This is a genomic window from Tardiphaga robiniae, assembly GCF_013359755.1.
Lineage (GTDB): Bacteria > Pseudomonadota > Alphaproteobacteria > Rhizobiales > Xanthobacteraceae > Tardiphaga > Tardiphaga robiniae.
On record NZ_JABMCJ010000079.1, the window covers coordinates 177,646 to 203,538 of the forward strand.

Below are 25,893 nucleotides of genomic sequence, written 5' to 3' on the forward strand. Positions count from 1 at the left end.
AGTCTCTCAATGAGTGCGGCGCGCCGCGCTCGCATTCAGGCTGTTGATGCGGTCGAGCCAGAACGCACTCGATGTGCCAAACACGTTGTAGCCAACATGTGTGGACACCTTGATGCGATCGAGGATCGACAACTCGGTCACGGTTTCGAAACGGTTGGTGGCGGGATCATGCACGATCAGCTTGAGCGGCGTTTGATCCAGGATAAAGCGTGAGACGGTGTGATGCGGGTCATTGCCGTGCTCTTCGCACATGATGACCGAGTCGCCCTGCAGCAATCGTGCGCCGCCCTTGATGGCCTCGATCTCGACGCCTTCGACGTCGAGCTTGATCAGATATTTGCCCGACATCGACACCTTGCCGTCGTCGAGCAGATTGTCGAGCGAGATCACCGGCACCTCCTCGCCGCCGGCATTCGGATCGCCAGCGATGCTGAAAGCTTCGTGCTTGGTACCCGATAGATGCGCCGTACCACGCTGCGAGCCGATCGCGCATTTGATGACGTCGAACCGGTCACCATTGATCCTGGCGTTAGTGGCGAGTTTGGCGAAATTGTCGAACGACGGCTCGATCGCGATCGCCTTGTGCGAGCCGAACGGTCCGCTCGACACCAGCACCGACCAGTATCCGTAATTCGCGCCGCAATCGAGCAGCGTGTAATCGACATCGATCGAGTTCCGGAACAACACCTCAAGCTCGTCTTCATAGGAGAAGGTGCGGTTGAGCAACTTGCTCCAGTAGCCATCGCCGAACGGGAACGCGAACAGCGCATCCGCATTCAGCTTCACCACGAGATCGCGCGCCGGCAGCACCGTCCTGCGCATCAGATTGGCGCACATGTTGTAGCCGCGATGCGAGAACGAAGATGAGATCTTCGAGCCAACCACCAGCGCACAGGCCATCGCACGTTCCCAGAGATTCACGCTCTGGAGAACGCCGGACGCCCGGTCAAACTGTATGGGAGGCGTCAGCGTCACCGATCGACCTCTCCGAACACGATGTCGAGCGAACCGAGAATGGCGGAGACGTCGGCGAGCAGATGGCCGCGGCACATGAAGTCCATGGCCTGCAGATGCGCAAAGCCCGGCGCGCGGATCTTGCACTTGTACGGCTTGTTGCTGCCGTCGGAGACAAGATAGACGCCGAACTCACCCTTCGGCGCTTCGACGGCCGCATAGACCTCGCCTTCCGGCACGCGAAAACCTTCGGTGTAGAGCTTGAAGTGATGGATCAGCGATTCCATCGAGCGCTTCATCTCGCCGCGGCGCGGCGGGAAAATCTTGTTGTCTTCGACAGCAACGGCACCCTGCCCGTCCGGCGCGCGCATCTTGGCGATGCACTGCTTCATGATCTTGGTCGACTGCCGCATCTCTTCGACACGAATACAGTAACGATCGTAGCAGTCACCGTTCTTGCCGATCGGAACGTCGAAATCCATTTCGGCGTAGCATTCATAAGGCTGCGACTTGCGCAAATCCCATGCAGCACCCGAGCCGCGCACCATCACGCCGGAGAAGCCCCACTTCCAGGCGTCTTCTAGCGACACCACGCCGATATCGACGTTACGCTGTTTGAAAATACGATTGCCGGTGAGCAGCGTTTCGAGATCGTCGAGCACCTGCGGGAAGGCATCGCACCAGGCATCGATATCGTTGATCAGCTTGGGCGGCAGGTCCTGATGTACGCCGCCGATGCGGAAGAACGCGGCATGCATGCGCGAGCCCGAGGCGCGCTCATAGAACACCATCAGTTTTTCGCGCTCTTCGAAGCCCCACAGCGGCGGGGTCAGCGCGCCGACGTCCATCGCCTGCGTGGTGATGTTGAGAAGATGCGACAGGATGCGGCCGATTTCGGAATACAGCACGCGGATCAACTGGCCGCGGCGCGGCACGGTGACGCCGAGCAGCTTTTCGGCGGCCAGACAGAATGCGTGTTCCTGGTTCATCGGCGCGACGTAATCGAGCCGGTCGAAATACGGGATCGCCTGCAGATAGGTCTTCTGCTCGATCAGCTTCTCGGTGCCGCGGTGAAGCAGGCCGATATGCGGATCGACGCGCTCGACGACTTCACCGTCGAGTTCCAGCACAAGGCGGAGCACGCCGTGCGCGGCCGGATGCTGCGGTCCGAAGTTGATCGTGAAATTGCGAACGTTGGGTTGTTCGGTCATGGCTTGACCTCTGCCTTCTCGTCACCGGGCAGCACGGGATAATCCGCGCCTTCCCAGGGCGAGAGGAAATCGAACTTACGGAATTCCTGATTGAGCCGGACCGGCTCATACACCACCCGCTTCTCCTGGTCGTCGTAGCGAACCTCGACGAAACCGGTGAGCGGGAAGTCCTTGCGCAGCGGATGGCCGTCGAAACCGTAATCGGTCAGCAGACGGCGCATGTCGGGATGGCCGACAAAGATCACGCCATAGAGGTCATAGGCTTCGCGCTCGAACCAGTCAGCGCCGGGAAACACCGAAATGATCGACGGCACCTGAGTTGTTTCGGATGCCAGACCTTTCAGACGGATGCGGGTGTTCAGCGTTGGCGACATCAGATGATAGACAACGTCGAAGCGCTTTTCGCGGCCGGGGTAATCGACAGCCGTCGCATCGGTAAAGTTGACGAAGCGGCACCGCGGATCGTCACGCAGGAACTGCGCGACCTCGACGATCTTCGATGTTTCCACCGCAATCGTCAGCTGGCCGAACGCCACCTCATGCGCGAGCGCGGCACCCGGCAGGGCGCCGACAATCGTCTGACCCAGTGTGTCGAGCCTCACATCGTCCATGACAAAGCCTTAAGCGTTCGCGAGTCTTAGCGTTCAATCGTGCCGGTGCGGCGGATCTTCTTCTGCAGCAGCAGCACGCCGTAGAGAAGCGCTTCTGCGGTGGGCGGGCAGCCCGGGACATAAATGTCGATCGGCACGATACGGTCGCAGCCCCGAACCACCGAATACGAGTAGTGATAGTAGCCGCCGCCATTGGCGCAGGAGCCCATCGAGATGACGTAACGCGGCTCCGGCATCTGGTCATAAACCTTGCGCAGCGCCGGGGCCATCTTGTTGGTCAGCGTGCCGGCGACGATCATCACGTCGGACTGACGCGGCGAGGCGCGCGGCGCGAAGCCGAAGCGTTCGACGTCGTAACGCGGCATCGACACCTGCATCATCTCGACCGCGCAGCAGGCGAGACCAAAGGTCATCCACATCAGCGAGCCGGTGCGCGCCCAGGTGATCAGATCGTCGGTCGCGGCGACGAAGAAGCCCTTGTCGGACAGCTCGGCATTGACCTCGAGAAAATACGGATCGTTCGCGCCGACCGGCTTGCCGGTGGACGGATCGATGATGCCTTTCGGCGCCTGCGCGATCGCGGGAGCCGAGGCTATGACTGGGCTCAATCCCATTCGAGCGCGCCTTTCTTCCATTCGTAGGCGAAACCGATGGTGAGCACGCCAAGAAACACGATCATCGACCAGAAGCCGGTTGCGCCAAGCTTGCCGAAGGCCACTGCCCACGGAAACAGAAAGGCGACTTCCAGATCGAAGATGATGAAGAGAATCGCCACCAGATAGAACCGCACATCGAACTTCATGCGCGCATCGTCAAAAGCGTTGAATCCGCATTCATAGGCGGACAGCTTTTCCGGATCTGGCTGCTGGTAGGCGACGAGAAATGGCGCGATCAGCAAGGCCAGACCGATGACGGATGCGATGCCGATAAAGACCACAAGTGGGAGATAATTATGCAAGATGCCGTTCATCGGCGAGCCTTACTCCTGCGGCCCTGACTTTGCCACAGATTCGAACATTGGAATGGTTCTGAGGCTTAGCGCAGCGCAACAAGCCATGCAAGACAAGGGATGTTGACAGTTTCATGCTCTGCCATGCGCGGCGCGACGATTGAAACGCAACCTTGCCGATGCATCGCTGGCTGCGACAAACCTCCCGCAGATTCTCAAAAATCCGGCATGACTTCTCAACCGCCGGGACCGTCAAACCTCGCCCGTCGGCGGGTCGGACCTGACGTTCCTTCCCTGCCACAACATGCCATCCAGTTCGGCGCGTTTCCGTACCAGCAGCAACTCCGCGGCGGCGTTGTCCATGCCCGCCTGTCGCAACAGGCGGATCGCCGCGCCGAGCTCGGCGATCTGCGCCCGCAATGTGATGATCCTGAGTTGCGGCGGCTCGCTCACGCCGGACATGCTAGCACCTCGCGCTCCGCAATGAGCGCCAGCAGATCGGCCTGCATCCGCTGCAGGCGCATGGCGGCATTGGCACAGTCCAGCCCGGCATTGGTCAACAACCGGATATCCGACTGCACCCCTTTCATCTGGTAGCGCAGCCGGGCGATTCTGAAATTCAGGTTGGCGAGCTTGGTCATTTGCGATATAGAACAAAAAGAGAACAAAATGACAAGCCATTGTTTCGACCCAGATCGGATTTTTGGAGGTTCCCATGACCCTTGCTTTGAAGGCCCTGGCTTTGAAGACCCCGGCTTTGAACACCCGCGGTGAGATCGTCGTCCCCGCGATTGCCGCATCGGTATCGTCGTATGAGAGCCTGCCGGATCGCCTCTCCGGGCCGATGACTCGCGGCCAGGCGCTGACGCTGAAATCGCTGGCGATCGAGGCCTATCAGCCCAAACAATTCGAAAAGGACCTGACGCGCGCTGAAGCCGCGCGGCGAATCGAGGCGCTGAAGCAGGAAATCGCGCTCGCAGATTCGTTCTGAGCGCTGGCACGTCAAATGCCGCGCGAGACGTCTACAACTCTATAGTTCTCTTGAGGAAATTTGTGGGGACGACCGCGGATGGACCTGAATCCCGCCATTCCCGATGGAATGGCGCGAGAGACGGGACTCGAACCCGCGACCTCTGCCGTGACAGGGCAGCGCTCTAACCAACTGAGCTACTCCCGCGTGGATCGTCTGCAATCCCGCAGTGGGGCTGGACATAAAGGGACGTCCTTTTGAAGTCAAGGACGTTGCAGAACCATTCCGGGGGACATCACAAGAGAGCGTCGCTGCAGGCTTTGCGAGAAGGCCGTTTTAAGGCCGGAAATGCAAATAAGCCCCTGTTTGCAGGCAAAACAGCGGGGCGGCATCGCTCCGAATCGTTTAAGCCCTGCTGCGTCACAGGTTTAAGACAGACCACCAACGAGAAGGGCCAGATTCATGGCAAAAGCTGCAACCACCACCGCCGCGAAAGCGGCCACTCCTCCCACCATCACGCTGAAGCATCTCGCCGCGGCCCTGGCTGAAGATCACGAGCTGTCCAAGAAGAAGGCCGAAGAAATCCTCGGTGACATGGTGGAGCGCATCACCAACCATCTCAAGAATGGCGAGCGTATCCGTATCGTCGGCCTTGGCATCCTTCAGGTCCGCAAGCGCGCCGCCCGCATGGGTCGCAACCCGGCGACCGGCGAGCAGATCGAGATCGCAGCCAGCAAGAAGGTCGCGTTCCGGCCGGCCAAGGAACTCAAGGAAGCCGTCTGATCGACCGCTTGAACTGATCTCATTCCGGGCCGCGTCCTCGTGACGGCCCGGAATGAAACTTCTAAGCTGCCAGGACTTCTGCAATCAGATGGTGCCCTTTGACAGCAACTCCCCCCTTCGATTTCGCCCATGACGTGACTGCGTGCTTCCTGCGCTATGTGGTGATCGACACCCAGTCCGACCCCGCCTCTCCCACCTGCCCATCGACCGAAAAGCAGAAGGATCTCGGCCGCGTACTCGCGCAGGAGCTGCGGGACTTGGGGCTCAGGGACGCGCATCTCGACGAGCATGGCTATGTCTACGCGACGATCCCCGCGACATCGGACAAGAAAGTGCCGGTGATATGTTTCTGTTCGCATATGGACACCTCGCCCGACTGCAGCGGCAAGAACGTCAAACCGCAGATCGTCAAGAACTATCGGGGCGGCGATATCGTGCTGCCGGCGGACACAACGCAGGTCATCCGCGTCGCCGACAATCCGGCGCTGAAGGACCAGATCGGCCATGACATCATCACCACCGACGGCACCACTTTGCTGGGTGCCGATAACAAGGCTGGCCTTGCCGAGATCATGGACGCGGCACGTTTCCTGGTTGCCAATCCACAGATCAAGCACGGCACCATCAAGATCCTGTTCACGCCCGATGAAGAGATCGGCCGCGGCGTGGACAAGGTCGACCTGACAAAGCTGGGCGCCGACTTCGCCTACACCATGGATGGCGAGACCGCCGGCTATGTCGAAGACGAGACTTTCTCGGCCGACGGTGCCGTCATCACCATCGAAGGCGTCAGCGCGCATCCCGGCTTTGCCAAGGGCAAGATGGAGCACGCCATCAAGATCGCCGCCGCAATCGTCGAGCGACTGCCGAAAGACACCTGTTCGCCTGAGACCACCGACGGCAAGCAAGGCTTCCTGCATCCGATCGGCATTTCTGGCGCGCTTGAAAAAGCGACGCTCAGTCTGATCGTGCGTGACTTCACAGATGACGGCCTTGCCGAGAAGGAAACGCTGCTGCAATCCATCGTCGACGACGTGATGACGGCCTATCCGCATTCGACGGCGACACTCGAAATCAAGCAGCAATACCGCAACATGAAGCAGGTGATCGACCGCTATCCGCAGATGGTCGAATACGCCGTGGAAGCGATCCAGCGCGCCAGGCTCAAACCCGTCCGCAGCAGCATCCGCGGCGGCACCGACGGATCGCGGCTGTCCTTCATGGGCCTGCCCTGCCCCAATATCTTCGCCGGCGAACACGCCTTCCATGGCCGTACCGAATGGGTCAGCGTTCAGGACATGGAAAAAGCCGTGCAGACCATCGTGCATCTCGCGATGATCTGGGAAGAAAGGGCGTAGTGGTAACAAAGAACCATTCGCGGCACAAAGCAGCGAGGGACGGGCGTTCCGGCAGTGACGGAACGGTGTATAGTTGTACTGTCAATCGAATGGCGAATTGCGCGCCGTGACGGCGACGATATCCTCCCCAGTACATATTATAAATTATAACAAGAATAATTTCCTAAAAACATAGCTCCATTTCAGCTGATATGCAGGCGCGCCATGGGGTCATTCAAAGGCAAGCATTTTCAGACCGCGTTGTCGGCCATCGAAAGCATTGCCAATGCCGCCTCCATGTCTGCGGTTGGCGATGTCGTGGCCGCTACGGCCAAATCGTTCGGCTACAACCACATCTGCTTTCTGGCCTCGACCGGCGTCAACCAACCGTTCGAAGATCGCGTGTTGCTGAAAGTATGGCCCAAGCCATGGGCCGAACAATATAGCGCGTCCAATTTCTATGCCTCGGATCCCGTTGCGCCGCGGATCCGCCGGCAACCCGAGCTGTTCACCTGGTCCGACATCCGGCTCGATGAGGTCAGCCCGATATCACGGACCATCATGGAGATCGCGTCTGTCGATTACGGATTGAAGTTCGGCCTCTGCGCACCGGTGCACGGCATGAACGGCTATCAGGCCGGCCTCTCGCTGGCAGGCTACGAAGTCGAAAATACCGAGGACGCGCACGGCGCCATCGAGCTCGTCACGATGTATGCGTTCAACCGCTTTGCAACGCTTCGCTCTCATCAGCGTGCGAAGTTGATCGCCCTCACCTTGCGGGAGCGCGAGGTCGTCAGCTGGGTCGCTGCCGGAAAGACCGCCTGGGATACGAGCGTCATTCTCGGTATCTCCGAGGATACGGTAAACAAGACTGTCACCGCTGCCATGCACAAGTTGAATGCGCATACGCGCGCGCAGGCCGTGGCCGAGGCGATCACACAAGGACTGATCGCTTTCTGAATTGTCAATCCCCTGCCCACGGAATATCGCGACCAAACTCATCATGAGAACCCTCCACGCAGACGAGCGTGGAGAGCTTTTTATGATCGAGGTCATTCACAGCGGTAATGCTGGGCAGTTCGGCGATCTCCTGGACAAGCAATTTCGGTTACGGCACGAGGTCTTTGTCGGAGAGCGCGGCTGGACCGCCTTCGATGTCGATGGCGAGCACGAGAAAGACCAGTATGACGATGATGCCGCCGTCTATCTGGTCGCGGCCGACGACGCAGGCACTGTCGCAGGCGGCTTCCGGCTCTATCCAACCGTCTTGCCTCACATGCTCAGCGAGAATTTTGCGCAGCTTGTCGATGGCGCGCTGATCCAGCGCCGCGATGTGTTCGAGCTGACACGCTTTGCCATGCGCAAATCCGAACGCCGCAGCCATCACTATTTCGAACTGCTGCTCGCGATTCAGGAATATGGCCTGATGGAAGGCCTGTCCGGTTTCACCTCGGTCATCAATCCCTTGCGCATCCCGATTCTTCAGGGCTTCGGACTGGAGATCGAGCCGCTGGGATTGCCAGCCATGATCGATGGCGAGGCCACCATCGCCGTGCTGTTTCATGTCAGCGAAAAGTGTCTCGCCCGCGTCAGCAAGAGTGTCGCCATCAAAGACAGCGTCTTTGCACTGCCTCAGACATCCCGGCGGATCGCCTGATGCCGATGTCCCCCAATCAGTTCCAGGTCATTCAGGGCGGCAAGGACAGCGACGAGCTGATCGTCACGATGCTGCAAGCTTTGCGGCTGGCGAACGCATGCGGGTCCGAGACGACCTATGATCTGCTGCGCATGGCGCTGTTGAACGAAGGCGTTCAACTCGCCAAGGTGCTGGCGGCGCGCTAGGCGAAACACCTGAAGGCGAGATCGGAATATCCGCGCGGGAACGCCTTGCCGCGACGGAGTGCTGGCGTTAAAGAGAGGCCGTGAGGGTGATTGCCCGAGGGCGGCTAGCTCAGCTGGTTAGAGCATCTCGTTTACACCGAGAGGGTCGGGAGTTCGAATCTCTCGCCGCCTACCACCTCCCCTGGCCCTCTATGGATCGTTCGATCCCTTTGGCCGCGCTGGCAGTTCCGCAAGATCATGAATCCAGGATGCGGCTGACCGGCACCAGATCTGACGTCGTGGCGGCAGCTCGGCGCGCTGGCGGATACTGCCCCAACGAATCCCCCACTCGTTATCCTCCGCCTCCTCGCCACTGGCGAATATCGGCGAGCCGCAGTCGCCGCAAAAGTGCTGCAGCCGGTTGAGACCGTTGTCGCCACGCTTGACATAGATCTTCGGCGCACCGCCCGTCATCTCGATCGTGTCGGCCGGCGTCAGCACCGTGACGCGATAGGGCGAACCCGTCAGCATCTGGCAATCCGTGCAGTGACAGATCGACACCCGCTGCGGATCGATCGTCGCGCGATAGCTGATCAAGCCGCAGTGGCATTGGCCGTCGATCTGCATCGTCCCGTCTCCCGAACATCTCAAGCAACTGCGATCTTGCCAAAAAAAAGCGGCGCCCCGAAGGGCGCCGCTGATTGTTGTCGAGGATATCAGCCTTAGTGGGCCGTCAGGCCGCTGCCGGCCTCTTCCGCGCCGTCGGCCTTCACCGGCAGCTTGGTGTCCTCTTCCCAGACGATCGCCTTGGGCGCCCGCACCAGGGCGTTGGCGATCACCTCATCCATTCGGGCGACCGGGATGATATTCAGCCCGCCCTTGATGGCGTCGGAGATCTCGGTGAGATCCTTGGCATTGTCCTCGGGGATCAGCACCGTCTTGATGCCGCCGCGGGCCGCTGCCAACAACTTCTCCTTCAGGCCACCGATCGGCAGGATCCTGCCGCGCAGCGTGATCTCGCCGGTCATGGCGACATCGTGCCGGATCGGAATGCCCGTGAGCACGGACACGATCGTCGTCGCCATCGCCACGCCTGCGGACGGACCGTCCTTCGGCGTTGCACCCTCGGGCACGTGGACGTGGATGTCACGCCGCTCGAACAGCGGCGGCTCGATCCCGAAGTTGATCGCGCGCGAGCGGACATAGGATGCTGCCGCCGAGATCGATTCCTTCATCACGTCACGCAGGTTGCCGGTGACGGTCATGCGGCCCTTGCCGGGCATCATGACGCCTTCAATGGTGAGCAATTCACCACCGACATCCGTCCATGCCAGACCGGTGACGACACCGACCTGATCGTCACTCTCGATCTCGCCGTAGCGATACTTGGGCACGCCCAGGAACTCTTCGAGATTCTTCTCGGTGACCTTCACCACCTTCTTCTTCGAGAGCATCAGCTCCTTCACAGCCTTGCGGGCCAGTGTGGAGAGCTCGCGCTCCAGATTACGCACGCCCGCTTCGCGGGTGTAGCGGCGGATCATCAAGAGCAAGGCGTCGTCGTCGATCGACCATTCCTTCGCATCCAGACCGTGCTTCGAGAGCGCGATCGGAATGAGATGCTTGCGGGCGATCTCGACCTTCTCGTTCTCCGTGTAGCCGGCGATCCGGATGATCTCCATACGATCCATCAGCGGGCCCGGAATATTCAGGGTGTTCGCCGTGGTGATGAACATCACGTTCGACAGATCGTAGTCGACCTCCAGATAGTGATCGGCAAAGGTGCCGTTCTGCTCGGGGTCGAGGACCTCAAGCAGAGCCGACGACGGATCACCGCGGAAATCGGCGCCCATCTTGTCGATCTCATCCAGCAGGAAGAGCGGATTCGTCGTCTTGGCCTTGCGCATCGACTGGATGATCTTGCCGGGCATCGAACCGATATAGGTCCGGCGATGTCCGCGGATCTCCGCCTCGTCACGCACGCCGCCGAGCGACACGCGCACGAACTCACGTCCGGTCGCCTTGGCGATCGACTTGCCGAGCGAGGTCTTGCCGACGCCGGGAGGTCCGACGAGGCACAGGATCGGCCCGCTCAGCTTGTTGGCGCGCGTCTGCACCGCGAGATACTCGACGATGCGGTCCTTGACCTTCTCAAGCCCGTAGTGATCGTCGTCCAGCACGGCCTGCGCCGCGGCGAGGTCCTTCTTGACCTTGGACTTCTTGCCCCACGGAATCGACAGCAGCCAGTCGAGATAGTTGCGCACGACGGTCGCTTCCGCGGACATCGGCGACATCTGGCGCAGCTTCTTCAGCTCATGCTGAGCCTTCTCGCGGGCTTCCTTCGACAGCTTGGTCTTGGCGATCTTCTCTTCGATGTCGGCCAGTTCGTCACGACCTTCGTCGTCGCCGAGCTCCTTCTGGATCGCCTTCATCTGCTCGTTGAGATAGTACTCGCGCTGGGTCTTCTCCATCTGGCGCTTGACGCGCGAGCGGATGCGCTTCTCGACCTGCAGCACCGAGATCTCGCTCTCCATCAGCCCAAGCACCTTCTCCAGGCGCGCGGTGACGGACAGCGTCTCCAGGATGCCCTGGCGATCTGCGATCTTGACGGCGAGATGCGACGCGACCGTGTCGCCGAGCTTGGCGAAGTCAGTGATCGCCTGCACGACGCCGACGACTTCGGCGGAGATCTTCTTGTTGAGCTTCACATAGCTCTCGAAGTCCGAGACCACCGAACGCGACAGTGCTTCCGCTTCGACGCTCTTCGCATCGGTATCGGCCAGCGCGACTGCCGTCGCTTCGTAATATTCGGTGCGATCGGAATACTTCTCGACCTTGGCGCGCTCGAGCCCTTCCACCAGCACCTTCACGGTGCCGTCGGGAAGCTTCAAAAGCTGCAGCACGCTGGCGAGCGTACCGATCTCGTAAATCGAGTCCGGCGATGGATCATCGTCCGACGCATTCTTCTGCGTGGCGAGCATGATGAGCGCATCATTCTTCATCACCTCTTCGAGCGCGCGGATCGATTTCTCGCGGCCAACGAAGAGAGGCACGATCATGTGCGGGAAGACGACAATGTCGCGCAGCGGCAACACCGGATAGGAGTGGCTTTCGCCGTGAACAATGGTTGGCCGGGGTTTGGAGGCGGTCATGGCCCATTCCTTTTGCTGTGCCCCCTTGCAAGCAGTCCGCCCGATGGCGCAACCGCACAAGGTGCCGATTTTCCGTCTTTGCTCGGCCGTCTCAGGCTCTACGTGTCCGGATCGTTATGGCGAATCTTGAGGGAGATTTTGTGTTCGCCGAGAGCATTAGGTGGCTATGGGCCGGGGGGGTGTCAAGTCGCCGAAATACCCATGAACAAGGGCGGTTTACAGAGCGTAGCAGCAATAAAATAGGCGGCTGCCGATCACCGGCAGCCGCCTATTGAACTTAAGTCGATGGGCCCGAAAGCCGCGTGGATCAGGCGCTTGCGCTGCTCTCCGCGGTCCGGTCCGAACGGTCGGCGTAGATGTAGAGCGGGCGAGCCGTCCCATCCACAACCTCCTTGGAGATGACGACTTCCTCGACACCTTCCAGACCGGGCAGATCGAACATGGTTTCAAGCAGGATGCTCTCCAGGATCGACCGCAGACCACGTGCACCGGTCTTGCGTTCGATAGCCCGGCGGGCCACCGCACCCAGCGCCTCGTCGGCGAAGGTCAGCTCGATGTTCTCCATCTCGAACAGGCGCTGGTACTGCTTGACCAGCGCGTTCTTCGGCTCGATCAGAATCTTCTTCAGCGAGGTCTCGTCGAGATCCTCGAGTGTCGCGACCACTGGCAGACGACCGACGAATTCGGGGATCAGGCCGTACTTCAGCAGATCTTCCGGCTCGACGTGGCGGAAGATTTCACCGGTGCGGCGATCTTCGGGTGCCAGAACCTGCGCTGCGAAGCCGATCGAGGTGGTCCGTCCACGCGACGAGATGATCTTCTCGAGGCCCGAGAACGCACCGCCGCAAATGAACAGGATGTTCGTCGTATCCACCTGCAGGAATTCCTGCTGCGGATGCTTGCGGCCGCCCTGCGGAGGCACGGAGGCAACGGTGCCTTCCATGATCTTCAGCAGAGCCTGCTGCACGCCCTCGCCCGACACGTCACGGGTGATCGACGGATTGTCCGACTTGCGCGAGATCTTGTCGATTTCGTCGATATAGACGATGCCGCGCTGCGCACGCTCGACATTGTAGTCGGCAGCCTGCAGCAGCTTGAGGATGATGTTCTCGACGTCCTCACCAACATAACCGGCTTCGGTCAGCGTCGTCGCGTCGGCCATCGTGAACGGCACGTCCAGAATGCGGGCGAGCGTCTGCGCGAGCAGCGTCTTGCCCGAACCGGTCGGACCGATCAGCAGGATGTTCGACTTCGCGAGCTCGACGTCGTTGTGCTTGGTCTGGTGGTTGAGGCGCTTGTAGTGGTTATGCACCGCGACCGAGAGAACCTTCTTCGCATGGAACTGACCGATGACATAGTCATCGAGCACCTTGCAGATTTCCTTCGGCGTCGGAATGCCGTCGCGCGACTTGACCAGCGAAGACTTGTTCTCCTCGCGGATGATGTCCATGCAGAGTTCAACACATTCGTCGCAGATGAAGACGGTAGGACCCGCGATCAGTTTGCGAACTTCGTGCTGGCTCTTGCCGCAGAACGAACAATACAGCGTGTTCTTGGAGTCGCTGGTACCGACCTTACTCATTCCTATCTCCGTCCGCCGTTCGATCTTTGTCTGCCGGTCGCCCAGTTACGGGACATATCCCGTAGATAGAGCAAAATCCGTACCAAAAAAGACCTCGTTCCAGAATGCCGCTCGAATCACGGCTCACTCGAATCCCCGCGATACTAACCGATCCGCATCAGCGAACCATGCTGACAGCCGATGATCAAGAATTCGCTAATCGGCTCCATCGCCTGGAGCGTGACAATAGCGTGATTTGCGGCATTTGCGCGGGAGAACCCCGAAAATTGGGGAACGTTGCGTGAATGACACCACCCGACCAGCACGAAAGCGGAACTCTCGCGTCTGCTGGCGTCGGCACATAGTACCAATTCGGGAATAACTTGATCGATATGGCTTGCTTGGGACAGGCGGCGCGCGGGCGCCGTCTGTCTCGGTCTCGATATGTTCGCCGAAACGGCGTCGTTTAGGCCGGCTTCGCCGGGGTCGATTCTTCAGCGCGCTTGTCGATGACCTTGTCGATCAGCCCGAAATCCTTCGCCTGATCCGCCGTCATGAAGTTATCGCGCTCGAGCGCGTTGTGAATGTCCTCGTAAGCACGTCCCGTGTGCTTCACATAGATCTCGTTGAGCCGGCGCTTCAGGCTCTCTACTTCCTTGGCATGGATCAGGATGTCGGTGGCCTGGCCCTGGAAGCCGCCTGACGGCTGATGAACCATGATGCGGGCGTTCGGCAGCGCAAAGCGCATGTCCTTTGCGCCAGCCGTCAGCAACAGCGAACCCATCGACGCAGCCTGACCGACGCACAGCGTCGACACCGGCGGACGGATGAACTGCATGGTGTCGTAGATCGCCAGACCCGACGTCACCACGCCACCAGGCGAGTTGATGTACATCGAGATTTCCTTCTTCGGATTCTCGGCTTCGAGAAACAGAAGCTGGGCAACGGTCAGTGTCGACATGCCATCCTCGACCGGACCGGTCACGAAGATGATGCGCTCCTTCAGAAGGCGCGAAAAGATATCGTAAGCCCGTTCGCCGCGGTTGGTCTGTTCGACCACCATCGGGACGAGGTTCATGTAGGTTTCTACCGGATCGCGCATTGATCACCCGAAAGGTTGGAGGAGACACACGTCCATCGGCAAGACTGGAACCGGTTACGGTTTGCCGGGAGAGGACGAACGTCCCGTGATGCAGGAACAACAAACAGAGCCCACAGATATGGACCAATCGAGCAGCAACAAGACCACCGGTCCACATGCCGCCCTGAACCTCAGTTCAAGCCGATTCGGACGGCCACCGCAAAGCGCTGGAGCCCTTTTGGAACCTGTTTCGAGCGGTATCCTTAACGTCAAAACGCCGGCTGGAGGACCCGGCCGGCGTTTCTTTTAACGTCTTCTAAGAAGCTGCGGCTCAGGCCGCGGTCTTCTCGTCCTCGTCCTTGTAAAGGTCGTCCTTGGACACCTTCTTCTCGGTCACATTGGCCAGTTCGAGGATGAAGTCGACGACCTTGTCCTCGTAGATCGGTGCACGAAGCTGGGCCAGCGCGTTGGGATTGCTGCGGTAAAAGTCCCACACTTCCTTCTCGCGGCCCGGCATCGAGCGGGCGCGCTCGATCACGGCACGGCTGACCTCGTCATCGCTGACGGTGATCTTGTTCTTCTCGCCGATCTCCGAGAGCACGAGACCGAGGCGCACGCGGCGATCGGCGATCTTGCGGTACTCTTCCTGAGCGGCTTCTTCGGTGGTGTCCTCGTCGGCGAAGGTCTTGCCCGACGATGCCATCTCCTGCTGGATCGAATTCCACATCAGCTTGAACTCTTCGTCGACCAGCGACGGAGGCGCATCGAACTTGTGGGTCTCGTCGAGACGGTCGAGCAGCAGGCGCTTGACGCGCTGGCGGGTCGCACCGGCGAATTCGGCAACCAGACGCTCGCGTGCGGCTTCCTTCAGCTTGTCGAGGGACTCGAGGCCGAGGGTCTTGGCGAACTCGTCGTCGATCACGGTGTCGACCGGCGATTCCACCTTGGCCGCGGTGGTCTCGAACTCGGCGGCCTTACCGGCCAGCGTCTCGCTCGCATAGTTGACCGGGAACGACACCTTGAGGGTGCGGGTCTCGCCGGCGGCGATACCGATCAGCTGGTCCTCGAAGCCCGGGATGAAGGTGTTGGAGCCGATCGCAACCGGGATCTCCTCGCCGGTACCGCCCTCGAAGGCGACGCCGTCGATGGTGCCTTTGAAGTTGACCGTAACGCGGTCGCCTGACTCGGCCTTGCCAGCCTTCTCGGTGAACGAACGATTCTGGTCGGCGACGCGCTTGATCGCTTCATCGACGTCCGCATCGGTCACTTCGGCCACCGGCTTCTCGACGGTGAAGCTCTTGAAGTCGGCGAGCGCGATCGGCGGCACGACTTCGATGGCGACGGTGTAATTGAGGTCCGACTTGCCCGACAGGATGTCTTCGACTTCCTTCTGCTCGGTCGGCATCGTGATCTTCGGCTCGGAAGCGAGCTTGAAGCCACGCTCGGTGAAGATCTGCGTGTTGGTGTCGCGGATCAATTCATCGACGGTCTCGGCGGCAACCGAGCGACCATAGAGACGCTTCAGGTGACCGACGGGAACTTTGCCCGGGCGGAAGCCGTTGAGCTTGACCTTGCCCTTCATGTCATCGAGGCGCGCATCGACCTTGGCTTCGATGTCGGCAGCCGGCACGTTGACCGAGAACTCGCGCTTCAATCCCTCGGAGAGGGTTTCATTCACCTGCATGGCGTCAATCTTCTTCCCGCTTGGTCCGGCCCAATGGCCCGGACATTGTAAATCTGTGCGGCATCAGGCCAGAGCCTGCGCCGGTCGTGCGAACTGTCTCTGCAAGGCCAACCTTGCGGAAACACGTCCGAAAATCGTCATGGTCAAACGCTATGTGCGCTTGGTGCGGGCGGAGGGACTCGAACCCCCACAACTTTCGTCACTGGAACCTAAATCCAGCGCGTCTACCAATTCCGCCACGCCCGCGAAAAACATCATGTCCGGCCGCGATGTCGCGAGCGGCGGGCTTATAACATGGGGACCGTGGTTCGCAGCAAAAAAATGGTCACATAGCGGCTTACTTGCCGCAGCCCCGGCAACTGGACTTTGGCGCGGCAAAATGGTCGGGATTTGGGCATGACGAACCGTTTTCTCCCTCTTACGCGCCGGACCTTGCTTGCAGGTGCCGGGAGCGCACTGATCACCCCGATTCTGCCCCGGGTCAGCCTCACGCAAGCCGTCGCCGCGCTGGAACTACAGGCCAAGGCTGACCCCTTCCCGGTGAAGCCCGGCGCCTCCGCTGAGGCCTGGACCCTCCATTCGCCCCAGAAGGGTCCGCTGCGCTTCAACCGCGGCGACGAGATCACAGTTCAACTCGCCAATCAGCTGCCGGTCCCTATCGTCTTGAACTGCCGAGGCATTAACGGCTCGTCCGGGATCGGGCCGCTGCTCGACCGCAAGCCGGTCGCCGCCGGGGCCAAGGACGCGTTCAAGCTGCAGATGCGCAGCGCCGGCACGTCGTATCTGGACATGCGCCTGCTCGGCGACGGTCAGGCGCTGCCGTCCCAGGTTCGCAGCCTGGTCGTCCAGGAGAGCGATCCGATCGAGGTGGACCGCGACGAGGTGCTGCTGATCGAGGACTTCCGCCTCAGGCCGGACGGCGGTCTGCTCGCCCCCGCCAGTGATCCGAAAGACGCCGCGGCGCTGTTCCTGATCAACCGGAAATCCACGCTGGAGCTGTCGGCCCGCGTCAACGAACGGCTCAGGCTCCGTCTCATCAATGGCTGCCAACGCAATGTGGTTGCTATAAAATTTGACGATCACGAGGTCCGTGTGATGGCCATCGACGGTCAGCCCTCGGAGCCATTCCCTGCCCGTAATAATCAGGTGGTGCTGGCGCCCGGAACGCGGGTTGACGTCTTCCTCGACGCCGTCAGGCCGGCGGGATCGACCTCGGCGATCCTGCTCCATGACGGCAAGACAGCCCGGCCGATCGGCCAGATCCAAATGTCCAACGATCCGCCGCTACGGGCCACGCCCCTGCCGGCCGCCGCGCCGCTGCCCTCCAACGGTTTGCCAGCTCAGCTCGATCTCAAGGGCGCGCTGCGCGTCGATATGGCCCTGAGCGCCGTCAGTCCCGAATGGGTGAAGCCGGTCGATCTGTCCGCCAGCACGCCGCCGGCATTCCGGACCAAGCCCGGCCGCACCGTGGTGCTTGCGCTGACCAACCGGGCCACCAGACCGATGGTATTCCAGATCCACGGCCATCACGTCCGCCTGCTCGACAGGCTCGACGACGGCTGGAAGCCGTTCTGGCTCGACACCCTGGCGCTGGACGTCGGCCAGACCCAGCGCATCGCCTTTGCCGCCAACAATGTCGGGCGCTGGCTGATGGAGGCCTTCGTCGCTGACTGGGCCGCCCCGCGGCAGGTCCGCTGGTACGGCGTCGACTGAGAGGTCGTCAGTATTGGATACCGAGCTGGTCGTAGAGCCGACGGAACACCGCCGGCAGCACCTCGGTCAGATCCTCGGCGATCAGCCCCGGCCCAGCTTCGCTGCCGGCCTCGCCATGCATCCAGACGCCGATACAGGCGGCCTCATAGGCCGGAACGCCTTGCGCCAGCAGCGCGCCGATAATCCCGGCCAGCACGTCGCCGGAACCGGCAGTCGCCAGCCATGGCGGCGCGTTGGCAGCGATGGCGGCCCGGCCATCAGGCGACGCCACGACCGTATCCGGCCCCTTCAACAGCACGATAGCACCTGACTCTTGCGCCGCCAGACGAACCCGCTCCAGTTTAGATACCGCTGGATGTTCCCCATCCATCTTGCTGAAGATGCGCGAAAATTCACCTTCGTGAGGCGTCAACACGACGCTGGATTCCGGGCTGGCCTTGATCAGATCAAACAGCCGTTCGGGCGCCTCCGCGAAGCTGGTCAGCGCATCCGCGTCGAGCACCGTATGCCGCTTCGTGGCCAGGATGGTCTCCACGAACATCCGCGTCCGCTCGCCGATGCCAGCGCCCGGCCCGATCACGCAGGCTGACACCTTGCCACCGATCAGCGCGGCGAACTCCGCCGCCGTATCCACCGGCCGCACCATCACCGCCGTCAGCGCGGCTGCATTGACCGCCAGCGCATCGCGCGGCGACGCCACCGTCACCAGCCCCGCCCCGCCGCGCAGCGCCGCGCGGGCGGACAGCCGGGCAGCGCCCGTGGCGGCGATGTCGCCGGAGACAACCACGGCATGGCCGCGCGAGAATTTGTGGCTGTTGATTTTCGGCACCGGAAACGCGTCGGCCCACAGGCCCGGATTGTTCTCGAATGTCTGCGGGCGGATTTCCGCCAGCACATCCTCGTCGATGCCGATGTCGATCACCCGCAGCCGGCCACAATGCACCCGGCCCGGAACCAGTAGATGACCGGGCTTGGGCCTGAAGAACGTCACGGTCTCGGTCGCCCTGATAGCGCCGCCCATCACGGCCCCTGAATCGCCGTTGACACCGCTCGGCAGGTCAACAGCCAGTACGGGCACGCCGGCCGCATTGATGGCGTCGATCATGATCAGCGGATCGCCCTTGACCGGACGATTGAGCCCGGCGCCGAACAGCGCATCGATGATCAAAGCCGGCTGCCCGATCAGCGAGGGATCACAGGGCAGCACCTCACCCTTCCATCCCTTGGCAGCCAGCGCCGCATCGCCCTTCAGCGTTGCCCGGTCGCAGAGCAGGATCACCGAAACGTCACGCCCCTGCGCCGCGAGCTCGGCCGCCGCGACGAAGCCATCACCGCCATTGTTGCCACGACCGGCAACGACCAGGATCGCCCCCTCCTCGGCCAGTTCGCCCGCCACATCCGCGACCGCCCGTCCGGCGGCGCGCATGAGTTTGAAGCCTGGCGTGCCCGCCGCAATCGTGAGTTGATCAGCGCGCGCCATCTCGTCGGTCGTTAGAATATCCATCTCGCTTCTCATTACGCCTTTTTGGAAGGCACTCGCGTCACACGCGAACGCAGCAGAGTAAAACTGCACATCACGCGATCACTTTGATCACTATGTAGGCAAAAGTAATCGAATACTCTTGATGCGAACCTCGTCAGGTGCGATGTAATAACCTGATAATGCTTCAAAAATAGCCGAGGAGCGAACTTGGCACGGACCCTGCTTTTAGGGAAGCCAGCTTCGGGTCCGTCGCGCTCACCGGCAAATGTTGAAAGACACCTGTTTAAGAGACAGGGGTGGCCGACCGTCTACCGCATCGGGCGAGATTTCGTCTGTGCGGCGTGGCGGCAGCGTAATAACGCCCGAAATTGGGTATCGAACAGTGTGCGCACAACGCGCAATGGTCAAAGCTACTTGAGGCAAATAACTTGCGGCCTGATTGGAAGTGCCGGGGAGACGTTCAGTGAAAAAGATCGAAGCCATCATCAAGCCCTTCAAGCTGGACGAGGTGAAAGAGGCTCTTCAGGAAGTCGGGTTGCAAGGCATTACCGTCACGGAAGCCAAGGGCTTCGGCCGTCAGAAGGGCCACGCCGAACTTTATCGCGGCGCTGAATACATCGTCGACTTTCTACCCAAGGTGAAGATCGAGATCGTGATTGGCGACGACCTCGTCGAAAAGGCGATCGATGCCATCCGTCGCGCCGCACAAACCGGCCGCATTGGTGACGGCAAGATCTTTGTGTCGAACATCGAGGAAGCCGTGCGCATCCGTACCGGCGAGTCCGGACTCGACGCGATCTGACGGACTGGACGCTCTCCAAGCCGGGTGCTATCCGACATTCAACGCTTCAAGGCGTCACCAAAAAGGCTGCTTCGGCAGCCTTCTGTTGTTGACGGTTTGTCTTGTTGAAAACATGCCGTTGTGACCTGATCGTCACGACAGATTGTTACGTCCCGGAAATCGGCCCGCAAAAAAGGTAGGGAGCCCCATGACGACCGCCAAAGAAGTCCTGCAGTCCATCAAGGACAATGACGTCAAGTACGTCGACCTGCGTTTCACCGATCCCCGCGGCAAGTGGCAGCACGTGACCTTCGACGTCTCGATGGTCGATGAAGAAATGTTTGCCGAAGGCACCATGTTCGACGGTTCCTCGATCGCCGGCTGGAAGGCGATCAACGAGTCCGACATGATGCTGATGCTGGATCCGGCAACGGCGACGATCGATCCGTTCTTCGCAGAGACCACCATGGTCATCACCTGCGACATTCTCGAGCCCTCCACCGGCGAGCCCTATAACCGCGACCCGCGCGGCATCGCCAAGAAGGCCGAAGCCATGGTCAAGTCCATGGGCATCGGCGACACCGTGTTCGTCGGTCCGGAAGCCGAATTCTTCGTGTTCGACGACGTCCGCTTCTCGAGCGACCCCTACAACACCGGCTTCAAGCTCGACTCGTCCGAATTGCCGACCAACTCCGGCACCGAATATGAAGGCGGCAATCTCGGCCACCGCATCCGCACCAAGGGCGGCTACTTCCCCGTCCCGCCGCAGGACTCGGTGCAGGACATGCGCTCGGAAATGCTCGGCGCGATGGCGCGCATGGGCGTCAAGGTCGAGAAGCATCACCACGAAGTGGCGTCCGCCCAGCACGAACTCGGTATGAAGTTCGACACGCTGACCTACATGGCCGACCAGATGCAGATCTATAAGTATTGCATCCATCAGGTCGCGCACATCTACGGCAAGACCGCCACCTTCATGCCGAAGCCCGTCTTCGGCGACAACGGCTCGGGCATGCATGTGCACCAGTCGATCTGGAAGGACGGCAAGCCAACCTTCGCCGGCAACAAGTACGCCGATCTCTCCGAGACCTGCCTCCACTACATCGGCGGCATCATCAAGCACGCCAAGGCGATCAACGCCTTCACCAATCCGTCGACCAACTCCTACAAGCGTCTGGTCCCCGGCTACGAAGCCCCGGTGCTGCTCGCCTACTCCGCGCGCAACCGCTCGGCCTCCTGCCGCATCCCCTACACCACCAACCCGAAGGCCAAGCGCGTCGAAGTCCGCTTCCCGGATCCGATGGCCAATCCGTATCTCGCTTTCGCCGCGATGCTGATGGCCGGTCTCGACGGCATCAAGAACAAGATCGATCCGGGTCCGGCCATGGACAAGGACCTCTATGATCTGCCGAAGGAAGAGCTGAAGTCGATCCCGACGGTGTGCGGTTCGCTCCGTGAAGCCCTCGAGAACCTCGACAAGGATCGCGGCTTCCTCAAGAACGGTGGCGTGTTCGATGACGACTTCATCGACTCCTATATCGAACTGAAGATGACCGAAGTGATGCGTTACGAAATGACGCCGCACCCGGTCGAATTCGACATGTACTACTCGCTGTAATTCCGTAGGGATCGCAGTTCGAACGATCAGGGCGCTCCGGAAACGGGGCGCCTTTTTCGTTGCGCTTCTCCTGTCGCCTATTTCCGGGCGAGAGCCATCGCCGGTTCAGGCGTGTTCGGGAAGCCTATCGCCGCAAGCGCCCTGGCTGCTTCGCCTTCGCTGGCGGCCCACGGCAGCATCGTGGTGACACCGCGCGTGACGGGTTCGCCGAGACTCCCGCCGAAATCGATCGGCCACAGACCATTCGGCACCGCCTCGACCGTGATGCCGCGCAGCCGCGTGCCAGCGCCGAGAGGCGACAGATCATCCGGCTGCAGCCGCCGCGCCGTCGATGCATCCCGGGGGTCTGTGAAACTAGCCAGCACCGGCATCAATTCGCCGGTCACCGGAACGGCGCCGGTCTGGCTGCTGACATCGCGAAAGGCGATCTTGCGCCCCGCCGCCTGATAGGCGCGCATCGCCACGAAATTGGCGCCGTCGAAATCCGCGCTGCCCTTGTCGTCGTGCAGCATCAGCGCGGCGAGATTCCTGCCGCCGCCGAGATCGACGACCACGGCATCGCCCCGTGACGTCACCTTGCCGGCAGGTTGGTAGCCCCGATAGGGATGCACGGAGACGACATTCGAGGCCGACTTCACGCTGTCCGGCGTCTCGACCTCCATGGTCAGCCGATATTTGTGCGCGGGCCGGTTGATCCGGATCTGATCGCCGATCACCAGGGCAGCGAGCAGTCCGAGCGGACCGACCCATTTCAGCATGTTCATTATTATTGGCCTCCCCCATCGGCCATGCACGATCGCGACGGAGACGTCAAAGCGGCGATATGTCTTGATCCCCGATGCAATTGACGGAACAGTGAAAGTCCAATCGATGCAGAGGATCCACCGTGCCCGCAGAAGCCAATGTCCAGACGCGCAGCGACCTGACCTGGGCGATCACGGCGGGCGGCATCGCCACGGTGTCCTTCGCGATCCTCATAGGCTTCGCCTGGTACTTCTCGGGAACGCTATTCCTGATCTTCGCAGGCATTCTGCTCGGCGTAGCGCTCAATGCGCTGACGGAATTATTCGGGCGCTTCATGGGCGGCCCACATCCAATGCGGCTCGTCATGATCTGCATCGTGCTCGCGGCGATGCTGGTGGGCGTGATGTATCTGGGCGGGTCGACCATCGCCAATCAGGCCAAGACGCTGTCCGGCACCCTCAAGTCACAGGTCGTCAACGTAAAGACCTATCTTGAGCAGCACGGCGTCGACACCAGCTATTTCGATTTCAACAGCATCACGTCGGATACGCCCGCCGAGCCCGGCACGTCGCCCGCCACCTCAACACCGAAGTCCAGCGGCGGCTTGCCGAGCGCCGGCACCATCGCATCATCAGGCGGCGCCATCGTCAGCCAGACACTGAAGATTCTACTCGGCACCGTCGGCGCGGTCGGCAACTTCTTCATCGTGCTGTTCTTGGGCCTGTCGTTTGCCGCACAGCCCAGCGTCTATCGCAAAGGGCTGTTGCATCTCACACCGGCAAAGCATCGCGGGCCGATGACGGTCATCGTCGATCGCATCAGCGACACGCTGCAGCGCTGGCTGATCGCGCAGATGCTCACCATGGTGGTGGTCGGCGCCATTACCTGGATCGGGCTGAAGCTGATCGGGATTCCCAGCGCCTTCATTCTCGGCGTTCAGGCCGGCCTGCTCGCCTTCATTCCCACCGTCGGCGCCCTGCTCGGCGGGTTGATCGTCGTGCTCGCCAGCCTCGCCTCGGGCTGGGTCGCCGCCGCGTCAGCCTTTGCGCTGTTCATGGGCGTACATGCGCTGGAGAGCTACATCCTGACGCCGATCCTGCAGCGGCAGGCACTGGATATTCCGCCAGCCACACTGTTCGCGTTCCAGATCCTGCTCGGCGTGGTGTTCGGCGTCTGGGGCCTCGCATTGGCATTGCCGGTGCTGGCGATCGTCAAGGTCGTCATCGATTTCATGCGCGAAGAGGACGAAGCCTCCGCGCAGGATAAGGCGATGGCGGCTTAACCTGATCCCTCATCCTGAGGAGCGCGCCGAAGGCGCGCGTCTCAAAGGATGGTCACAGGCTTCGAGCCAAGTCAGCCCATGGTTCGAGACGGCGCTGAAGAAGCGCCTCCTCACCATGAGGGACTGAGTTTAGGTTACCCCTACGTGGTCAGCACAGTCTCGGTGTGCTCGACATAAGGCGGCGTTTCGAAATATGGGCCCACCAGCGCGCGCCATTCGGCGAAATCGGGCGAACCACGGAAATCGACGGTGTGGTTTTCGAGGGTTTCCCACTTGGCGACGAGACGGTAGCGCGACGGCATCTCGACCGACTTGTGCAGCTCAAAACCCTTGCCGCCCTTGGCGCGGAGGAACAGCGGCTTCGCCTTGGCGACGGCCGCCTCGAAATCCTTCTCGGTGCCCGGCTTGACGTCGATCTGTGCGATTTCAGTGATCATGGTTTCCCGACCCTTTGTTTTGCGGTCGGTGTCTTTACCGCAAAGTCGGGGTTCGGTGAAGGAGCCGCCGAAAAGTGATCAGGCGAACAGCAGAACCGTGCCGACGACCATGACGCAGCAGCCGATGAAAGCGACGACCGGCAGTTTGCTGTGCTGCGCGCCGTAGCGCCCCTGCGCACGACGCTCGGTGATCAGCGCGGTCTCGTATTCGTCCGAGCTCGAAAACATGCAGGCAAAGCCGGCACGGGCCGAGGCAGCGGCCGCTTCGAGCGACATCAAAGCAGTATTGGAGGTCGAGTCAGACGAGGTCATCATGCGATGACCATAGGGATCGAATGGTAAACGGATCCTTTATCGCGCGCCGCTTGCCGTCATCGTGACCGCAGCCCGCACGACGCTTGGCTTTGCCGCTTGCCCGATTGCCGCAGCGCGGCGCCCCTGCTCCAGCGACAGCGGCTCTTCTTCCGCGGCCTGCACGCGGTTACGTCCGCTGCGCTTGGCCTGGTACAGCGCAGTGTCCGCGGCAGCCAGCAGGACGTCGAGTTCAGTGCCGGCCGGTCCGCCGGCCACGCCGATACTCACGGTGGTTGCCACCGGCGCCTCGTCGACCTGGATGCCGCAGGTCGCAAACGCCTCACGCACGCGCTCGGCCGCCTGCATTGCCTCGTCCAGGCTGCAGGGCAACATCGCCGCAAACTCCTCACCGCCGATGCGGCCCGACAGGTCGGTGATCCGCAGCGTGTGCGTGATGACCGTGGCGAACAGTTTCAGCACCTCGTCGCCGGCGGGATGGCCGAAGCGATCGTTGATCGACTTGAAGTGATCGATGTCGAAGATCATGACCGTGACCGGGCGGCCGGCCTTCGCTTCGCGCTCAATCATCCGCGCCGTCGCCTCGGAGAAGCCGCGGCGGTTGAACAGGCCGGTGAGCGGATCGCAGGACGCGGCGACCTTGTGCGCCGTGACCGCACGCTCGGACACCAGCATGAAGATCAGGAACACCGTGCCGACCGCATAAAGCACGAGTTCGACGGCAAAGGCCGTGACCCAGATGCTGTTGCCGAAATTGCTGTGATCGCCATGCAGCAGATCGCCGAGCAGGATCGGCAGCATCAGGACGAAACCATGCAGCATCGGCACCAAAATGGTTGGCCAGCGCCGCTGCACCGCCTTGCGACGCTCGTTCCACAATTCATGCGCCGTCAGCATCGCATAAAGCGCGACGATGCCGGCGCCGATGGTCATGCGCAGCGACGCAGCCTCAGGCGGCAGGGTGAAGATGACAGCGATCCAGGCAATGGCACCGAGAAACAGGCCGGCCCAGCTCGGGCTGCGGCCATGGAACACGCGCGCAGCGTTCCACACCATGCCGCAGGCCACGAAGCCCACGGCATTGAATGCCAGCGACAGCACGTCACCCAGGAGCGACGCGGCAAGTGTCCACAATGCGACCGACACGGCGCCGAGCAGGTAAGCCAGCCCCCACCAGTTGAGGGCCGCGATCTTTTCCTGTCGTCCGAAGAACAGCAGCATCCCGCCCAACATCGCCGCAACCAGGGTTGCCACCAAATAGAGCGTGGAAGAATCGAGCGACATATTTGAGCACCGGCAATTGTTGCGAGATTTCCAAACCATCATGATTCGGAGTGGCCTCTTCGCCATCATCGAACATACGAGTGTACCGATTGGAAATCCGTTTGCGCGCCTGCACAAGTTTTCACGAA

General features: G+C 61.1%; 27 protein-coding genes and 3 tRNA genes. 11 read left to right on the top strand and 19 right to left on the bottom strand.

Features of this window, described 5'->3' with window-relative positions:
- Positions 1 to 6 precede the first annotated feature (6 nt).
- The 7 genes from HP556_RS11630 to HP556_RS11660 form a co-directional block, all read right to left on the bottom strand.
- Positions 7 to 975, bottom strand: coding sequence for an FkbM family methyltransferase (locus HP556_RS11630; protein WP_231080815.1), 969 nt, complete (start codon positions 973 to 975; stop codon positions 7 to 9).
- A complete protein-coding gene (locus tag HP556_RS11635; RefSeq protein ID WP_089264562.1) occupies positions 972 to 2,165 on the bottom strand; it encodes an NADH-quinone oxidoreductase subunit D in 1,194 nt (397 codons plus the stop codon). The genes HP556_RS11630 and HP556_RS11635 overlap by 4 nt, the downstream gene beginning before the upstream one ends.
- The gene (locus tag HP556_RS11640; protein ID WP_089264563.1) at positions 2,162 to 2,776 is read right to left on the bottom strand and encodes an NADH-quinone oxidoreductase subunit C; all 615 of its coding nucleotides are present in this window, start codon (positions 2,774 to 2,776) and stop codon (positions 2,162 to 2,164) included. The genes HP556_RS11635 and HP556_RS11640 overlap by 4 nt, the downstream gene beginning before the upstream one ends.
- 26 nt (positions 2,777 to 2,802) lie before the next feature.
- Positions 2,803 to 3,390, bottom strand: a complete 588-nt coding sequence (locus tag HP556_RS11645) for a NuoB/complex I 20 kDa subunit family protein (protein ID WP_089264564.1) — start codon at positions 3,388 to 3,390, stop codon at positions 2,803 to 2,805.
- On the bottom strand, positions 3,381 to 3,746 hold the full coding sequence (locus HP556_RS11650) for an NADH-quinone oxidoreductase subunit A (RefSeq protein WP_068730894.1): 366 nt from the start codon (positions 3,744 to 3,746) through the stop codon (positions 3,381 to 3,383). The genes HP556_RS11645 and HP556_RS11650 overlap by 10 nt, the downstream gene beginning before the upstream one ends.
- 231 nt (positions 3,747 to 3,977) lie before the next feature.
- Positions 3,978 to 4,187: a hypothetical protein gene (locus tag HP556_RS11655; RefSeq protein ID WP_089264565.1), complete on the bottom strand. Its 210-nt coding sequence runs from the start codon at positions 4,185 to 4,187 to the stop codon at positions 3,978 to 3,980.
- Positions 4,175 to 4,366: a hypothetical protein gene (locus HP556_RS11660; protein WP_175367099.1), complete on the bottom strand. Its 192-nt coding sequence runs from the start codon at positions 4,364 to 4,366 to the stop codon at positions 4,175 to 4,177. Before HP556_RS11660 ends, HP556_RS11655 begins: the two co-directional genes overlap by 13 nt.
- A 74-nt stretch (positions 4,367 to 4,440) precedes the next feature.
- Here HP556_RS11660 and HP556_RS30240 point away from each other — a divergent pair, with 74 nt between their 5' ends.
- The gene (locus HP556_RS30240) at positions 4,441 to 4,716 is read left to right on the top strand and encodes a DUF3072 domain-containing protein (RefSeq protein ID WP_231080817.1); all 276 of its coding nucleotides are present in this window, start codon (positions 4,441 to 4,443) and stop codon (positions 4,714 to 4,716) included.
- Between the two features lie 109 nt (positions 4,717 to 4,825).
- On the opposite strand, the gene HP556_RS11670 is transcribed toward HP556_RS30240, so the two are convergent.
- A tRNA-Asp gene (locus HP556_RS11670) sits at positions 4,826 to 4,902 on the bottom strand.
- 255 nt (positions 4,903 to 5,157) lie between these two features.
- Here HP556_RS11670 and HP556_RS11675 point away from each other — a divergent pair.
- The 6 genes from HP556_RS11675 to HP556_RS11700 all read left to right on the top strand — a co-directional run bounded on the left by HP556_RS11675 (position 5,158) and on the right by HP556_RS11700 (position 8,832).
- Positions 5,158 to 5,478, top strand: a complete 321-nt coding sequence (locus tag HP556_RS11675; RefSeq protein WP_068730898.1) for an HU family DNA-binding protein — start codon at positions 5,158 to 5,160, stop codon at positions 5,476 to 5,478.
- A 98-nt stretch (positions 5,479 to 5,576) separates the two neighbouring features.
- Positions 5,577 to 6,836 (top strand): peptidase T, encoded by a 1,260-nt coding sequence (pepT, locus tag HP556_RS11680; protein ID WP_175367100.1) that lies wholly within the window; start codon positions 5,577 to 5,579, stop codon positions 6,834 to 6,836.
- Positions 6,837 to 7,040: 204 nt separating this feature from the next.
- The gene (locus HP556_RS11685; RefSeq protein ID WP_089264570.1) at positions 7,041 to 7,775 is read left to right on the top strand and encodes a helix-turn-helix transcriptional regulator; all 735 of its coding nucleotides are present in this window, start codon (positions 7,041 to 7,043) and stop codon (positions 7,773 to 7,775) included.
- An 82-nt stretch (positions 7,776 to 7,857) separates the two neighbouring features.
- Complete coding sequence (locus HP556_RS11690) at positions 7,858 to 8,472, top strand: acyl-homoserine-lactone synthase (protein ID WP_158596803.1); 615 nt, start codon at positions 7,858 to 7,860, stop codon at positions 8,470 to 8,472.
- Positions 8,472 to 8,657, top strand: coding sequence for a hypothetical protein (locus HP556_RS11695; RefSeq protein WP_089264572.1), 186 nt, complete (start codon positions 8,472 to 8,474; stop codon positions 8,655 to 8,657). Before HP556_RS11690 ends, HP556_RS11695 begins: the two co-directional genes overlap by 1 nt.
- Before the next feature lie 98 nt (positions 8,658 to 8,755).
- Positions 8,756 to 8,832: transfer RNA gene (locus tag HP556_RS11700), tRNA-Val, on the top strand.
- A 14-nt stretch (positions 8,833 to 8,846) separates the two neighbouring features.
- Here the strand turns inward: HP556_RS11700 and HP556_RS11705 are convergent.
- The 6 genes from HP556_RS11705 to HP556_RS11730 all read right to left on the bottom strand — a co-directional run bounded on the left by HP556_RS11705 (position 8,847) and on the right by HP556_RS11730 (position 16,357).
- On the bottom strand, positions 8,847 to 9,263 hold the full coding sequence (locus tag HP556_RS11705) for a GFA family protein (protein WP_175367101.1): 417 nt from the start codon (positions 9,261 to 9,263) through the stop codon (positions 8,847 to 8,849).
- Between the two features lie 95 nt (positions 9,264 to 9,358).
- Entirely contained in the window at positions 9,359 to 11,785 is a 2,427-nt protein-coding gene (gene lon, locus HP556_RS11710) for an endopeptidase La (protein ID WP_093758782.1), read from the bottom strand.
- Between the two features lie 307 nt (positions 11,786 to 12,092).
- On the bottom strand, positions 12,093 to 13,367 hold the full coding sequence (clpX, locus tag HP556_RS11715; RefSeq protein WP_089264575.1) for an ATP-dependent Clp protease ATP-binding subunit ClpX: 1,275 nt from the start codon (positions 13,365 to 13,367) through the stop codon (positions 12,093 to 12,095).
- Between the two features lie 445 nt (positions 13,368 to 13,812).
- Positions 13,813 to 14,448 carry an ATP-dependent Clp protease proteolytic subunit gene (locus HP556_RS11720; RefSeq protein ID WP_089264576.1) on the bottom strand — a complete coding sequence of 212 codons (636 nt, stop codon included), beginning with the start codon at positions 14,446 to 14,448 and terminating at the stop codon, positions 13,813 to 13,815.
- 310 nt (positions 14,449 to 14,758) lie between these two features.
- Positions 14,759 to 16,111 carry a trigger factor gene (tig, locus tag HP556_RS11725; protein ID WP_120290047.1) on the bottom strand — a complete coding sequence of 451 codons (1,353 nt, stop codon included), beginning with the start codon at positions 16,109 to 16,111 and terminating at the stop codon, positions 14,759 to 14,761.
- 161 nt (positions 16,112 to 16,272) lie between these two features.
- A tRNA-Leu gene (locus tag HP556_RS11730) sits at positions 16,273 to 16,357 on the bottom strand.
- 150 nt (positions 16,358 to 16,507) lie between these two features.
- Between HP556_RS11730 and HP556_RS11735 the strand changes: the two genes are divergently transcribed.
- On the top strand, positions 16,508 to 17,824 hold the full coding sequence (locus HP556_RS11735) for a multicopper oxidase family protein (protein WP_175367102.1): 1,317 nt from the start codon (positions 16,508 to 16,510) through the stop codon (positions 17,822 to 17,824).
- A gap of 7 nt (positions 17,825 to 17,831) precedes the next feature.
- Here the strand turns inward: HP556_RS11735 and HP556_RS11740 are convergent, their stop codons facing one another.
- Positions 17,832 to 19,328 carry an NAD(P)H-hydrate dehydratase gene (locus tag HP556_RS11740; protein ID WP_175367103.1) on the bottom strand — a complete coding sequence of 499 codons (1,497 nt, stop codon included), beginning with the start codon at positions 19,326 to 19,328 and terminating at the stop codon, positions 17,832 to 17,834.
- A 442-nt stretch (positions 19,329 to 19,770) separates the two neighbouring features.
- On the opposite strand from HP556_RS11740, the gene HP556_RS11745 reads away from it, so the two are divergent.
- Positions 19,771 to 20,109: a P-II family nitrogen regulator gene (locus tag HP556_RS11745; RefSeq protein WP_068730910.1), complete on the top strand. Its 339-nt coding sequence runs from the start codon at positions 19,771 to 19,773 to the stop codon at positions 20,107 to 20,109.
- Positions 20,110 to 20,296: 187 nt separating this feature from the next.
- Positions 20,297 to 21,706 carry a type I glutamate--ammonia ligase gene (gene glnA, locus HP556_RS11750; protein ID WP_068730911.1) on the top strand — a complete coding sequence of 470 codons (1,410 nt, stop codon included), beginning with the start codon at positions 20,297 to 20,299 and terminating at the stop codon, positions 21,704 to 21,706.
- Between the two features lie 77 nt (positions 21,707 to 21,783).
- On the opposite strand, the gene HP556_RS11755 is transcribed toward glnA, so the two are convergent.
- On the bottom strand, positions 21,784 to 22,470 hold the full coding sequence (locus HP556_RS11755; RefSeq protein WP_175367104.1) for a hypothetical protein: 687 nt from the start codon (positions 22,468 to 22,470) through the stop codon (positions 21,784 to 21,786).
- A gap of 122 nt (positions 22,471 to 22,592) precedes the next feature.
- Here HP556_RS11755 and HP556_RS11760 point away from each other — a divergent pair, with 122 nt between their 5' ends.
- On the top strand, positions 22,593 to 23,732 hold the full coding sequence (locus HP556_RS11760; protein WP_338117562.1) for an AI-2E family transporter: 1,140 nt from the start codon (positions 22,593 to 22,595) through the stop codon (positions 23,730 to 23,732).
- A gap of 140 nt (positions 23,733 to 23,872) precedes the next feature.
- On the opposite strand, the gene HP556_RS11765 is transcribed toward HP556_RS11760, so the two are convergent.
- The 3 genes from HP556_RS11765 to HP556_RS11775 form a co-directional block, all read right to left on the bottom strand.
- Positions 23,873 to 24,169, bottom strand: coding sequence for an antibiotic biosynthesis monooxygenase family protein (locus HP556_RS11765; protein ID WP_092142187.1), 297 nt, complete (start codon positions 24,167 to 24,169; stop codon positions 23,873 to 23,875).
- Between the two features lie 78 nt (positions 24,170 to 24,247).
- Complete coding sequence (locus HP556_RS11770; protein WP_175367105.1) at positions 24,248 to 24,481, bottom strand: hypothetical protein; 234 nt, start codon at positions 24,479 to 24,481, stop codon at positions 24,248 to 24,250.
- A gap of 39 nt (positions 24,482 to 24,520) precedes the next feature.
- Entirely contained in the window at positions 24,521 to 25,765 is a 1,245-nt protein-coding gene (locus HP556_RS11775; protein ID WP_175367106.1) for a GGDEF domain-containing protein, read from the bottom strand.
- Positions 25,766 to 25,893: the final 128 nt, after the last annotated feature.